Below are 12,322 nucleotides of genomic sequence, written 5' to 3' on the forward strand. Positions count from 1 at the left end.
CATGGTACGAATAATGCTTTATCATAATTGGTTCTTCAGATTGACTTGTAATCACGAGGAGAATCGCATCAAAAAAATCAGTTGCAGGACTGAACCTTTGATTTTTCTCTACCACTAGAATTCCCAATGTATTAGCTTGGCTTGCCCTCTCCTGATACACGGGGCGTAATATATCTTCCATTTTAAGTTCCTCCAAAATCATTATAGCTATAGTTTCGACAATAATTTTGTTTTTTCCTTCTTCATTTTTCAGTTAAACCACATACTTCCCCAAGTTCCTTTCCATGACTTTGTGTGCTATAGTTAAAAATCGGGAGGGGTAATGAATGGGCAAGTATTCAAGTAAAATAAATAAAATCCGAACTTTTGCTCTTAGCCTGATTTTTATTGGCTTCGTTGTTATGTATTTCGGTATCTTCTTTCGAAACCATCCGTTGGTCATGACGATTTTCATGCTTCTTGGCTTCTTTTGTATCATTGCCAGCACAGTTGTTTATTTTTGGATTGGTATGCTTTCAACAAAAACTGTACAAGTTGTTTGCCCGAATTGCGGGAAGCACACAAAAATACTCGGCAGGGTTGACATGTGCATGTATTGCCGCGAGCCGCTAACTTTGGACCGGGATCTAGAAGGCAAGGAATTTGATGAGTCTTATAATAGGAAAACACGTTCTTGATTTTTTTGCTAACTAAAAAGGAAAGCGCCCATGGGGATTCCCATTGGGCGCTTTTTTTGAATCCATTAATGAGCTTCCTTAGCGGAACATTCAGGACAATCTCCGTAAATTTCCATCCGATGATGTCCAACCTTGAATCCTGTCACATGCGAAGCCAGATGTTCCACTTCATCAAGGCCAGGATAATGAAAATCAACTATTTTATTGCACTTTTCACAAATTACATGATAGTGGTCGGTTGTCCTAAAATCAAATCGGGCTGAGGCATCCCCATAAGTGAGCTCCTTGACAAGTCCAACATCCTTAAAGACACGAAGGTTATTGTAGACTGTGGCAACACTCATATTAGGGAATTTCCCTTCCAATGCTTTATAGATATCGTCTGCAGTAGGGTGCGACATGGAGTTGATTAAGAATTCTAATATCGCATGACGTTGAGGAGTCATTCTCACACCGGTTTCCTTCAACATTTCCAACGCTTCCTTTAACTGTTCAGGCACCGCCATGCACCTCTTTTCAATAAATAAATTATTACATTGTAATTGTTATAATTAGTTTAAGACCTTTAAGTCTATTTTGTCAATATACCTGCTTATTTACTGGGTTAAATATAATTTCCAAATCATTCCTGATGAAGATTTTTCTCTTCCGCTCCCAGCTTGTGATTTACAAATCGAGCCGTTACAAATAGCATGTCAGAAAGTCTGTTTAAATATGAAAGAACTAGAGGATTTACAGAGTCACCGAGGGATACGGCTATTCGTTCGGCGCGTCTAACCACTGTTCTGGCAACATGGAAAGCTGCTCCCGCTGGATGCCCGCCCGGAAGGATAAAGGTAGTTAGCTGCGGCAAAGTTGAATCCCATTCATCAATTTGCTTCTCCATTTCATTTAAATCCTCCACGCTTATCTTCCACTTCACCTCTTTACCTTTAGGCGTTGCCAATTCTGCTCCAACATGAAAAAGCTGTGTCTGGATTTTGTGATAGACTTCATCCACAGTTTCCTTACCAGGAAAAAACTCGTTCTTTAGATAAGAAAGTGCCAGTCCAATTGCAGAGTTTGCTTCGTCACAAGTTCCATACGCTTCAACTCTCGCATCATTTTTATTAACCCTGCTTCCGTATATTAGTGATGTAGTTCCCTTGTCGCCGGACTTTGTATAAATTTTCATATTTAATATCCCCTTTTTAAATCAATCAAATTGATGTAATTATTCTCTTTATTACAATATACAGAGAGGTTGTGTTCAAAAATCTCGAAAGATCGTGGAAGATAGTGCTGTGTAATACTTGATAAGTGCGGTGTCACCGTAATATTCTCCATTTGCCAAAATGGATGCCCTTTCGGCAACGGCTCCTTCTCAAATACATCAAGATAGGCATGAGCAATTACATTTTCCTGCATAACTTTAAGAATTGTACCCTCTTCAACCAGATCACCCCTGCCAATATTGATGAAAGCGGCTGAAGGCTTCATCATCCTGAAATGCCGTTCCTTCAGCAAGTATCTAGTTTCACCTGTGCTTGGCAGAACAGAAACAATAAAATCAGCCCTTGAAATGTATTGATCAAGATTTGAAAAAGTGTCTGTGACATCCGCATCCTCGTGTCGCCTGCCGCTACGATTAATGCCAGTGACCTTCATTCGGAACGCTTTTGAAAGACGGGCAATTTCTCCCCCTATTGCCCCAACCCCTAGAATAAGGACATGTTTGCCGGCCAATTCTCCCACTTTAACTTTGCGGTTCCAATCCTCAAGCTGTTCATTCCTAAGGATTTCCGGGAATTTTTTTATATGTTGCAGCATGGTTCCGAGAGTAAACTCAGCCATTGGGATTTTATGAATTCCCCTGGCATTTGTAACAATAATCCCCTTCTTTTCACATGCCTCAAAAGGCATCCTTTCCATCCCAGCAGACATAATCATAATCCACTTCAGATTCTGTGCCATATGTATATAGTCTTCGTTTAAATCTTCTCCATATGTAACAATAACCTCCGCTTCTATAAGTTCCTTCCCTGCGGCACCTGGCCCTTTTGCATAGTGAAAGCTAATCTTTGGAAAATTTACCTTCAGTTGGTCCCTTAGTTTCTCGGGTGGAATAAACGTAAACAATATTTCCATAGTAACAACCCCTACAGTAATAAATAATCTGTCTTTTCTTAAATCATACCACCTCAGACGTGTTTCTTAAAAATTCTAGCTACCATTAAGAAAATAGCAAGCGCCTTCGTGACAGGCAAAAACCGCCTCGAGCCAGGCGAAGTTACATCAAGGATCCTTTCCTTTGTTCCCAGCTCCGTATGACCTCCTCGAAAATCCTCGTTACGCTATCGCGTAATTCCGGACGATGTATTTTCGAGGGAGCTTTCCTTGTGTTATCGTTTTTCTTCGTGTATTTTTCCTTGTGGAGCTGTACAGTTATCAAAGAAAAGATAAACATCTGATAATATAAAAAGAGGACCGGAAGTCCGGTCCTTTAAAAGGATATCTGAGGAGGTATGCCCTAATATAATGTATTCCAGCGTTGTTTAATTGCATAGACAGTAGCCTTTATCAATAAAAATAGGCTTCATATTAAACAGGCACTCCCAGGAGAATGAACTCCCCTAAGAGTGCCTGTTCATTTATTTCACTACGTAAAAACTGACAGTACGGCTCTTGTTTCCAGCTTTGTCCTGGACATATACACTAAGGATGGTACGTGCTTTTTGTTTTGGAATCGATACAGAGAACGATCCGTTTTTGGCAACAGTTCCTTTGCCAAGTAATTTGCTCCCTGATTTCACAAACACAGTTGACCCAGCTTCGGCTTTTCCTGTTACCTTTTTTGAAGCTGTTGTTACTTTATATACAGTTGGTGCAGAAGGAGCAATTTTGTCAGCAACAGTCACTTTCGCCGCGGCGCTGACGTTCTTGGAAGCGTCAGAAGCATATACATAAAGAACTGTACCTGCCTTTTGGGCTGATTTCAATGTTACCGTAAAGCTGCCGGATTTATTCGCTACAGCTTTACCGATTTCCTTAGAACCAACTCGTACTGTTACCTTTGCATTTGGCTCAGTTTTACCGGCAATTTTTTTATCAAGGTTGGAAACCCCATTAACTGTAGGTGTTATAGGTGCTGTTTTATCAACAACCTTTACAGTAGTTGCACCACTGCTGTTCTTTCCGCCATCAGTTACAAATAATTGCAGGACTGTTCCAGCCTTTTGGAGGGATGACATTGTGACAGTGAATTTGCCATCCTTTGCAGCAACTGCACTTCCTAGTACAGTTGAGCCTTTTTTCACGGTAACTGTTGTACCTGGTTCAGCTGTCCCTGTAACAAGCTTGGAATTATCCGCTACTGGATTTACCTTCGCTTTTGCCGGCGGAATAATATCCCCTACAGTAACAATTGTAAAGTTGCTAACATTGTTGGCTGCGTCTATTGCAAAGACATACAGAGTTGTCTTTTCTTTTAATGGAGCCATCAAAATGGCTGTGAAATTTCCGCTTGTATCAGCAATTACTTTTATCTTCAGTGATTTGCCGTCTGTAATAACTACATGGGCACCAGGTTCTGCCTTACCTGTGATTGTCAGGTCTTTATTGGTTACCGGGTTCACAACAACAACACCCGGATCTGTTGCATCTTTTACAGTTATCATAACTGGGGAGCTTCTGTATTTAGCCTTGTCAGTTGCCGTCACAGCCAGGACTGTTCCCGCTTTTTGAACTGGAATTTCAATAGAGAAACTTCCATTCTCTTCAGCGGTTCCAGTTGCAAGTACTGTTTCCCCAATTTTAACTTCTACAAAAGCAGATGCTTCTGTTTTCCCAGTCACTTTCGCGGATTGGTCAGTTACTTCATCAACCTGCGGTGCCTCAGGGGCTTTGTCATCAAGAACAATTCTTCCCTCAATGCTTGCAGAAATAGGTTCATTTTGAGCCTTCACATAGTCTACCAATGCATGGAGATCCGACATGTGGGTAGTTCTTTCGGTACCTTCCTTCAGTACAGTAAAGCCATCTCCGCCATCAGCCATGAAATTGTTGACTGTAACAGAATACTTAGTGGCAGGATCAATTTTCTCTCCGTTAGGAAGATAAATGTCCAAAACCTTCTCGCCATTAGGCAGATTGTTTGTCCACGTATACTTCAAACCAGAAATTTGCATGATACGGGCGCGGTCTGTCCATTGCTGGTTAAGCAAAGTTTTCACCTGATCGCCGGTGATTTTCAAGGTAACGATATCATTTCCGAAAGGCTGGACTGCAAACAATTCTCCCCATGTTATATCGCCGGCATCCTTGATTTCATCACGTACACCGCCGACGTTCATGAAAGCAAAATCGGTTCCGGTTGCAGCACGCATACTGTCCGCAATCACATTACCCATTGCAGATTCTCCGGCAGTATTTGCCGTTCTTGAGATTGGAGCTGCGGCCTGGCCAATTACCTGCTCTGTAATCGGAGCAATATCCGCTTTATAGGAGTCCAGTTTCGCTTTAATTGCTGCATCAGGTGTAATGCTATCCTGGAATGTTGAAGCAACTTCTGCTTTTTTCGCAACGATATCCTGTGTAATTGGATCAATCGTTACGTCTACATCAGAAAATGCAGTTCCGTAGGAATAAGACTGGACAAGCAATTTACCATTCACGGTTGCATTAAGATGCTTGTGGTCATGTGCACCATAAATAACGTCAACTTCTGAATCGACAGCTTTTGCTATTTCAACAGCTTCCCCAGTTGGGTTAGACCCATCCGCAGCAGACGTTCCCGGGTTGTGGGCCAATACGATGATGGCCTTAATGCCCTTGTCTTTTAGTTGCTGTGTATATTTATTGATTGCTTCAACTTCATCAGTAAACTCGTAGCCTGCCGTCCCGCTTGGAGTGACAATGCTTGGAGTTTCAGTCGTAACGACACCAATAAAGCCGATTTTCACACCATTGACTTCCTTGATTGTATACGGCTCGAGCAGAAGATTTCCTGTTGCTTTTTCAACAACATTCGCTGCAACAATTGGGAAGTCGGCACCTGTGTATTTGCCGTACTTCGCTTCGTATTGCTGTGTCTTCGGATGGCTTCCGCCGGTGATAATCCGCTTTAATTCGTCAATGCCTTCGTCAAACTCATGGTTTCCAAGTGTACCGACATCAAAGCCAAGTTCATTCATGAATCGGATAGTAGGCTCGTCTTGAAGAAGTGCAGACACAGGTCGGCTTGCACCAATTAGATCGCCTGCTTCTACTAATAACGTGTTAGGGTTTGTTGCTTCCCTCTGCTTCAGGTAAGCAGCAAGATATTCAATGCCACCGACAGCCCTGTTCGATACTTTTGTATTGTAATCCAACTGGCCGTGCAGATCGTTAATACCGAGGAACTGGACATAGACGTTTTGATCAAGCTCAAAATATTGGAATCCTCCAGCATCCCCGGCAGGTCCTAAATCCTTGATGTTTTGCGTCTCCGCAGCAAATGGTACAGCCAATGGAGAGGATTTAAATTTAAGCTTTGCTACCCCGCCAACCGGAGCTATCTTCCAGTTGTTGTCCACTTTTGGGTCAATTACTTTTTTAGCACTAATGTAGTCTGTGAGAATTTGGCGGTTTTCATATGGCGAATCGATAACAACATTGGCCTTTGCACCCATTCCAGGGAAGCCGCCGCCGCCGCTTGCACGGTAGTTGTTTGTCGCAATGATGAATTCCTGGTCATCCTCGATTGGAGTCCCGTCCATCATTGTGAAATTGATAATCCGGTGCGAATCCGGATTTATTAAAGCACCTGTTTCCCAGTTATATCTGACTGGTTTCGTTACATCGATTTCGTATTTAATTCCGTCAATCTGGTCAAAGTTATATGGGCGGAAATTGTAATCGAGCAAATCCTGTTCAGTTGCTGAGGCCGGATTGATTTGTTTAAATTGCGCAGCTGACATTTCAAGCCATTCTTTCACTTCTTTACCGGTAAGCTTAATCGCCTTTAAGGTATTGTTAAAAAGGTACAGGTCATTGGCACTCTTAATCGAAAGAGGTCCCTTATCAATTTTTGTAAAATCGGATGTCCCTCCGCGGCCACCTTTATAAGGAGCAGCTGCCGAAATAACTGGAATATCAGCAAGGGATGGATTATTTGTTTTAATCCAGTTCTTGACGTAGTCCATTTGCGCATAGTTCACCAGCTGGACAGTGGGGTCATCGACTACCCGCGAGAAGTAGCTATGCATGGAGGCTGTCGTTTCGCCGATTCCCCCGCGCACGTACTCCAATGTACCTTCATGTGTTTCTTTGATCGCAGAGGTAATTTCCGCATCCGGTGTGACGGTCGCTACCTTAACATCTTTGCCATCTATTTTTTTAGTTTCAAAAATCGGCCTGTTAGCAGCCTTTGAGTTCGTAACTTCCCATTTACCATTAACATATTCGAGTTCAAGGTCCATAACCCCAAGGTTATTCCCCCAAAATCCGGCTTCAACAGCTGGAACACCGTGAATATGTCCATTCACATTGTCGATTCCCGTTTTGCCATCAAACGACTTATCGCCAGGGAAGTTCAAGTGCGCATGCCCGAACAGCATCGCATCGATTCCTTCCACCTTGGTCAGGTCGTAAACTGCATTTTCAGCCAATTCGCGTCCTTCTTCAGCAATATCACAACCTGAATGTGCTATCGCAACGATTAAGTCAGCGCCTTCAGCCTTCATCTCAGGTATAAACTTCTTTGCTGACTTTACCATATCCTTCGTAACAACTTTGCCGGTAAGATTATCTTTATCCCACTGCATGATTTGCGGCGGAGTGAAGCCAATATATCCTACTTTTATTGTCTGCTCCTTGCCGTTCTGGTCTTTTACCTTTTTATCAATAATTTTATAGGGTGTATATTTAAGTTTATCATTGCTTGGATCGTTGTCCTTATCATCGACATAAATGTTTGCGTTAACAAGTGTATATGGAGCCTCTTCAATCGCATTATCAATAAAATCAAGTCCATAGTTGAATTCGTGGTTCCCAAAAATGCCGCCGTCATAGTTTAATTGTTTCATAGCCTGGAAGACTGGATGAACATCATCCTCACCAAGCTTTTTGATTTTGGCAACATAATTTGCTAGCGGATTTCCCTGAAGCAGGTCCCCGCCATCAAACAGGAGGGTATTATCCTGATAGGTAAGGTTTGTATCAGGATTCATTATTTCAGCACGGGCAGCTTTTATTAAGGATGCTGTCCTGTTCAAGCCATATTCGATTGTCGCTTTATCCTGAAAATAGTCATAGTCCATTACATTTGCATGCAAATCGGTTGTTTCCATGATTCGGAGTTTGACCGGAGCCGGGACAGAATCTGCCGCTTTTGCATTAGAATAAGGAATTACTGGAGAAACAAGGGTGCTGAAAAGCAATGCAGCTGCAGTAAGCCTGCTGACTGTACCGAAATTCTTTTTTTTCATTCGGTTGACACCTTTCCTTTTGTTGAATTTTGTCTTCAGAACCGTCTTATGTAAATGCGGCTCCCATCCTCCCCAATCAATCCTGCTTTATCTTGACTAAAGTGTGAAAACGGTTTCAAATTAACATTAAAAGCAGGGTTGCAGACTCTATTACTCTCCTATTATATCTGCCAATATTCTCTAGGAAAAGATAATTTTTTCAAAAAAATACCCTCTTTTCCAATTGGAAAAGAGGGTTGCAACATTTGTATTTAATTGTTTTTTTCTCTTAGGAATTCCAAAGCCTCTTCAACGTGCCCCTTCACTTTAACAGCGCGCCATTCCTTGGCAATTTTACCTTGTTCATCGATAACAAACGTGCTTCGTTCAATTCCCATATATTCCTTGCCAAAGTTCTTTTTTAGTTTCCAGACTTCGTATGCTTCCGCAGCTGTATGGTCAGTATCGGCCAGAAGCAAAAAGGGAAGTCCGTGTTTTTCGGAAAATTTCTGATGGCGTTCGACAGGATCCGGACTTATGCCGATAATAACAGCATTGGCATCCTCAAAACTTTTATGATGATCCCTAAAGTCACACGCTTCAGTCGTACATCCGGGTGTCATATCCTTTGGATAAAAATAAAGCACTACATTTTTCCCTCTAAAATCAGACAGTGCTACTGTCTCCCCATTCCTAGCCGGTAGACTGAAGTCCGGTGCCGGTAAGCCTAGTTGGATTGCCATGTAAATCACTCCTATGTATATGTCTTAATTTTAGCCTATCCAATTCTTTGGCGCAGCACAACTGAGATGCTCTCCGTAAAGCGTTGGCCAATCAGAAAAGCGCAAGCGCCTTGCTCAGCGCCGTATGGACTGGAGGGCCTCGAAGGAGATAAAGGAAACACGATGAGCGCAAGCGAATCGATGTTGACTTATCGTAACGAGGGGACCGAAGTACACTAGGCGCTAGGCGCTGGAGCTAGACAGTTCTCAAAAAAAGAAACGGGTTAAATTCGAATTTATTTTTCCCAATCCATGACAGCTTTTGCGACAAAGGCCGCCGGGATGGTGTAGCCGATCAGTGCTTCAATGATGGCAATCCACCTACCTGCGCCGAGTGGCACAACATCGCCGGGGCCAACCGAGAATAGGGTCATTGCACTGAAGTAAATGGAGGATTCTGCTTGATGAATGAACTGTTTTGAAGCAGCATGTGGATCTGCGAGGACGGGTTCTGCATAGAGGCCGAGCAATAAGTAAATCATTCCAAAACCAACGAGCACTGTAAAATAAATCATCCCCAGAAATAGGAAGTTTTCAAAGGATACAATCCTGCCTCTAACCTGGTTCGGTGTAAATAGTGTTTTGAGGCTCATGAACAGGCAAAAGCTTGTTCCAGCCAATAAAAAATAAAACAAATCGCCCACCACCCGCTTATGTTTGTCCATTCTATCTATATGCGGGTATGGTGGACTGTATTAGTTGTTAATTTCCGGCACCTCTGTATTTCTTTACGCCCTGGTTCCAAAGCAGGACAGAACCTCCGAAAAAGATAATTCCCATGAGCGGTGTCAGGAACGCGTAGCCAAACCATTCCTCCCTGCCCAGGAAGTATGCGGCTGGATAAACGCCAACGAAAGCAAATGGCAAAATCCAGGTGAGGACGAAGCGGATTGCTTTATTATAAATATCTACCGGGTATCTCCCGTAGTTTCCGATATTGTACATCATTGGCATGATCGAGGTCTTGGCGTCGGCCCAGAAGCTGATACAGGCAAGCATTACGAAGACACCTCCATAAATGAGCGCCCCGCCAGCCACGAATAGCAGAAAGATGAGTGCATCATACCACACAAGGTCAAGGCCGAGGTTCTGTCCGGCATACCACATGACGGCCATTCCTGTCACTGCTCCAAAGAGGGCTTCCAATTCAAGCCGTTCAAGGATGATCTGGAACAGGCTATGAATCGGCCGAGTCAAGATCCGGTCAAGCTCGCCTTTTACGATGTAGCGTTCATTAAAATCCCATATATTAAAAAAAGCCGAAAAGACTGCATATGGAACAAGAAAGAATCCGTATATAAAGATAATTTCATCCCTTGTCCAGCCGTTTAAGAGTGATGTGTGGCCAAAGACGACAAGGATGAAAATGAAATTGACAGCCTGGGACAGCAGGTCGGAAAGAATTTCTACAACCAGGTCAGCCCTGTACTGAAGCCGGGTTTTCATATATTGTCCCGCATACTGAAAAAACATTGATCCGTAAAACATGGTCAGCCCCCCTGGATGATAAGCTGTTTTTTCGCCAGCTGCCACAAAATATAAATTGGTACAAGCAGGATGAGGACCCATACTGCTTGCTGAAGCAGTGCTTCAACTACCTGGCTGCCGGTGAAGCCCTTAGTCACTATCATGCTCGGAATATAGCTTATTCCCTGGAATGGCAAGTATTTCATGATTTCTTGAGCCCAGCCCGGAAAGAAGCTCATCGGCAGGAGCAGTCCGGAAAACAAATCGATGACAACCCGCTTTGCCCGAATCAGGCCGGCATTATTATATAAGAAGAAAGTCGTTATACCTGTCAGCAGATTGATTTGTGTGTTGATCAAGAAACTGAAGGTTATCGACAATGCAAACAGCCCCCAAATTGCCGGATCAAGCGGAAGCGTGACGGGGAAAATAAGCATAACAATAATCATCCCGGGAACCGAGAAGAAGAAAAGGCGAAAAACCCCTTCACCGAATCCCTGCATCATTTTCATCCCGAGGTAGCTGTATGGACGAATCAGCTCGATTGCAACTTTCCCCTCCATGATTTCCTGCGCCATTTCCCGGTCAAGGTTATTAAAATAAAACGCTCTTGCCATCCAGGCAATAGCGACATACGTTGTCATTTGCCCTACTGACAGTCCCTGAATTTGATCTTTCCCGCTATATATTGCCTGCCAAAGAAAATAGTAGGCACCGATATTGATGCTGTAAATTAGAATACCTGTGTAGTAATTTGTCCTATAGGCAAGCATCATTAAAAAACGGATCCTTACCATTTCAAGGTATTTATCCATCTTAAGCCCCCCTATGCTGAACCTTTTTCGTATATATTGCGAATGATTTCCTCAGTCGATGTTTCATTTATTTTTACATCTTTTACTTTTAAGACGGAAACCACCCTGGCGATGACCTGGGAGATGACTTCATCCACATCGTCCGTCTGGGCTGAGAATATTTGGCCTTTTTCGTCCATTTCCCATTTAACCGGGAGTCCCGAGGTTAGATGCTGGAGCCTTGCCAAATCCGTTTGCTCGAGGAATTGGAATTGCAGTACCTTCCCTTCGCCCCATTTGTCCTTCAGGTTTTGAAGCGCGCCATCATAGATGATTTTTCCTTCATCCAGCATGACGACCCGTTCACACAGAGCTTCGATATCGGTAAGATCATGAGTGGTTAATAAAATTGTCGTGTTATATTTTTCGTTTATTTCCTTTAGGAACTCCCGGATTTTCAGCTTCACAAGAACATCAAGCCCTATTGTCGGTTCATCAAGAAACAGGAGTGGCGGATTATGAATTAATGCGGCAGCAAGCTCACAGCGCATCCGCTGACCCAGCGATAATTTCCGGACCGGTTTATCCAGGAGCGGTCCGATATCCAAGGTCCGGATGACGTGTTCCATGTGGGAGTTATAATCCGCATCTGATACTTTGTAGACTTTTTTCAATAGCCTGAACGACTCCTGGACTGCGATATCCCACCACAGCTGGGAGCGCTGTCCAAAAACAACGCCGATTGTCTGGGTGAATTTTTCCCGTTCTTTATGTGGATTCATTCCATTTACGATGATTTTTCCTGACGTGGGGGTAAGGATACCCGTCAGCATTTTAATTGTTGTTGATTTTCCCGCACCGTTTTCACCTATATATCCAACCATTTCGCCGCGTTTTACAGTGAAGCTGATGTCATTGACGGCCGGAACTATTTTATAATTGCGGGTAAAGAGGTCCCTGAAGGCACCAGCAAGGCCGGCCCTGCTCGAATACGCCTTGAAATCTTTGCGGAGACCTTCCACTACAATTGCATTTTCCTTGTCCATTTGCAATCCTCCTGAACATACACTCTAACCAAGTCAGTTTATCCATTTCCTTTTTCTAAAACAACTTTTATGTCTTTGGGAATGGCTGGGTTAGATTGCCAGGCAGTTTAGTTTTGTAGATTAATCTCTTGT

At 43.1% G+C, this 12,322-nt stretch carries 11 protein-coding genes (1 of these 11 running past the window's edge); 1 reads left to right on the plus strand and 10 read right to left on the minus strand.

The window, feature by feature from the left end; translation table 11 throughout:
* Positions 1 to 181, minus strand: the beginning of a protein-coding gene (locus tag AM500_RS21715) for a nucleotidyltransferase-like protein (RefSeq protein WP_053601086.1). The gene continues 680 nt to the left of window position 1, outside the view; the window shows 181 of its 861 coding nt (coding positions 1-181); the start codon lies at positions 179 to 181; its stop codon lies beyond the left edge, outside the window.
* Positions 182 to 326: 145 nt separating this feature from the next.
* Here AM500_RS21715 and AM500_RS21720 point away from each other — a divergent pair, with 145 nt between their 5' ends.
* Entirely contained in the window at positions 327 to 677 is a 351-nt protein-coding gene (locus tag AM500_RS21720; RefSeq protein WP_043930951.1) for a YgzB family protein, read from the plus strand.
* A 65-nt stretch (positions 678 to 742) separates the two neighbouring features.
* Here AM500_RS21720 and perR read toward each other — a convergent pair whose 3' ends face one another.
* The 9 genes from perR to AM500_RS21765 form a co-directional block, all read right to left on the minus strand.
* Positions 743 to 1,183, minus strand: coding sequence for a peroxide-responsive transcriptional repressor PerR (gene perR, locus AM500_RS21725; protein WP_053601087.1), 441 nt, complete (start codon positions 1,181 to 1,183; stop codon positions 743 to 745).
* Positions 1,184 to 1,299: 116 nt separating this feature from the next.
* Complete coding sequence (locus tag AM500_RS21730; protein ID WP_053601088.1) at positions 1,300 to 1,851, minus strand: cob(I)yrinic acid a,c-diamide adenosyltransferase; 552 nt, start codon at positions 1,849 to 1,851, stop codon at positions 1,300 to 1,302.
* Between the two features lie 2 nt (positions 1,852 to 1,853).
* Entirely contained in the window at positions 1,854 to 2,804 is a 951-nt protein-coding gene (locus AM500_RS21735) for a D-2-hydroxyacid dehydrogenase (RefSeq protein ID WP_053601089.1), read from the minus strand.
* 503 nt (positions 2,805 to 3,307) lie between these two features.
* The gene (locus AM500_RS21740; protein WP_082347336.1) at positions 3,308 to 8,122 is read right to left on the minus strand and encodes a bifunctional 2',3'-cyclic-nucleotide 2'-phosphodiesterase/3'-nucleotidase; all 4,815 of its coding nucleotides are present in this window, start codon (positions 8,120 to 8,122) and stop codon (positions 3,308 to 3,310) included.
* Positions 8,123 to 8,373: 251 nt separating this feature from the next.
* A complete protein-coding gene (gene bcp / locus AM500_RS21745; protein WP_053601090.1) occupies positions 8,374 to 8,844 on the minus strand; it encodes a thioredoxin-dependent thiol peroxidase in 471 nt (156 codons plus the stop codon).
* Positions 8,845 to 9,119: 275 nt separating this feature from the next.
* Positions 9,120 to 9,518, minus strand: a complete 399-nt coding sequence (locus tag AM500_RS21750; protein ID WP_231688066.1) for a potassium channel family protein — start codon at positions 9,516 to 9,518, stop codon at positions 9,120 to 9,122.
* A 67-nt stretch (positions 9,519 to 9,585) separates the two neighbouring features.
* Positions 9,586 to 10,371 carry an ABC transporter permease gene (locus AM500_RS21755; RefSeq protein ID WP_053601091.1) on the minus strand — a complete coding sequence of 262 codons (786 nt, stop codon included), beginning with the start codon at positions 10,369 to 10,371 and terminating at the stop codon, positions 9,586 to 9,588.
* A 2-nt stretch (positions 10,372 to 10,373) separates the two neighbouring features.
* Positions 10,374 to 11,165 carry an ABC transporter permease gene (locus tag AM500_RS21760; protein ID WP_053601092.1) on the minus strand — a complete coding sequence of 264 codons (792 nt, stop codon included), beginning with the start codon at positions 11,163 to 11,165 and terminating at the stop codon, positions 10,374 to 10,376.
* An 11-nt stretch (positions 11,166 to 11,176) separates the two neighbouring features.
* Complete coding sequence (locus AM500_RS21765; protein ID WP_053601093.1) at positions 11,177 to 12,190, minus strand: ABC transporter ATP-binding protein; 1,014 nt, start codon at positions 12,188 to 12,190, stop codon at positions 11,177 to 11,179.
* Positions 12,191 to 12,322 lie beyond the last annotated feature (132 nt).

Origin of the sequence: Bacillus sp. FJAT-18017, from assembly GCF_001278805.1 — a bacterium.
Classification (GTDB): domain Bacteria; phylum Bacillota; class Bacilli; order Bacillales; family Cytobacillaceae; genus Bacillus_D.

Coding starts and splice junctions, on each gene's coding strand:
- AM500_RS21740 (WP_082347336.1), bottom strand. CDS start 8,122: ATGAAAAAAAAGAATTTCGGTACAGTCAGCAGGCTTACTGCAGCTGCA.
- AM500_RS21730 (WP_053601088.1), bottom strand. CDS start 1,851: ATGAAAATTTATACAAAGTCCGGCGACAAGGGAACTACATCACTAATA.
- AM500_RS21720 (WP_043930951.1), top strand. CDS start 327: ATGGGCAAGTATTCAAGTAAAATAAATAAAATCCGAACTTTTGCTCTT.
- bcp (WP_053601090.1), bottom strand. CDS start 8,844: ATGGCAATCCAACTAGGCTTACCGGCACCGGACTTCAGTCTACCGGCT.
- perR (WP_053601087.1), bottom strand. CDS start 1,183: ATGGCGGTGCCTGAACAGTTAAAGGAAGCGTTGGAAATGTTGAAGGAA.
- AM500_RS21760 (WP_053601092.1), bottom strand. CDS start 11,165: ATGGATAAATACCTTGAAATGGTAAGGATCCGTTTTTTAATGATGCTT.
- AM500_RS21735 (WP_053601089.1), bottom strand. CDS start 2,804: ATGGAAATATTGTTTACGTTTATTCCACCCGAGAAACTAAGGGACCAA.
- AM500_RS21765 (WP_053601093.1), bottom strand. CDS start 12,190: ATGGACAAGGAAAATGCAATTGTAGTGGAAGGTCTCCGCAAAGATTTC.
- AM500_RS21755 (WP_053601091.1), bottom strand. CDS start 10,371: ATGTTTTACGGATCAATGTTTTTTCAGTATGCGGGACAATATATGAAA.